This window comes from Sphingomonas endophytica (assembly GCF_001476895.1).
GTDB lineage: Bacteria > Pseudomonadota > Alphaproteobacteria > Sphingomonadales > Sphingomonadaceae > Sphingomonas > Sphingomonas endophytica_A.
Window position 1 is genome coordinate 1 of the sequence record NZ_LDTB01000107.1, and the last position, 544, is coordinate 544.

The following is a 544-nucleotide window of genomic DNA, read 5'->3' on the forward strand; positions in this document are numbered from 1 at the left end:
GGGATGTAGATCTGCCCCGCCTCCGACGCGCTGGTATGCGTGATGCGGATGCGCGGCATCAGCCCCAGCTGCACCGCCTGCTGCACCACCGAATAGGCGCCGGTGATGACCGCCTGGCTGGCGATGACCGTGGCCAGCGTCGCCAGGATCACCAGCGGCAACCGCCAGTCCTCCGGCGCCATCAGGAAGAACGGATTTTCGGCGGCCTGCGGCTGCTCCAGCAGCATCGCCCCCTGCCCCAGATAGTTGAGCATCAGCGCCGGCAGCACGAAACCCAGCCACGCATAGGAAATCGGCTTGCGCCCGAAATGCCCCATATCGGCGTACAGCGCCTCCGCGCCCGTCACCGCCAGCACCACCGAGCCGAGCGCGAGGAACGCGAGGCCACCGTCGTTCATCGCGAACCGCACCGCATAGACCGGGTTCAGCGCGAACAGGATGTCGGGTCGCGCGACGATATGCGCGACGCCCATCACCGCCAGCACGACGAAATAGACGGCCATGATCGGGCCGAACAGCCGCCCGACCTTCTCGGTGCCGATCG

Annotated in this window: 1 protein-coding gene; it reads right to left on the bottom strand. The window is 67.3% G+C overall.

Annotation, left to right across the window (positions count from 1 at the left end):
• A partial coding sequence (locus NS334_RS16175) for a KUP/HAK/KT family potassium transporter (RefSeq protein ID WP_193753133.1) occupies positions 1–544 on the bottom strand: 544 nt, incomplete at both ends.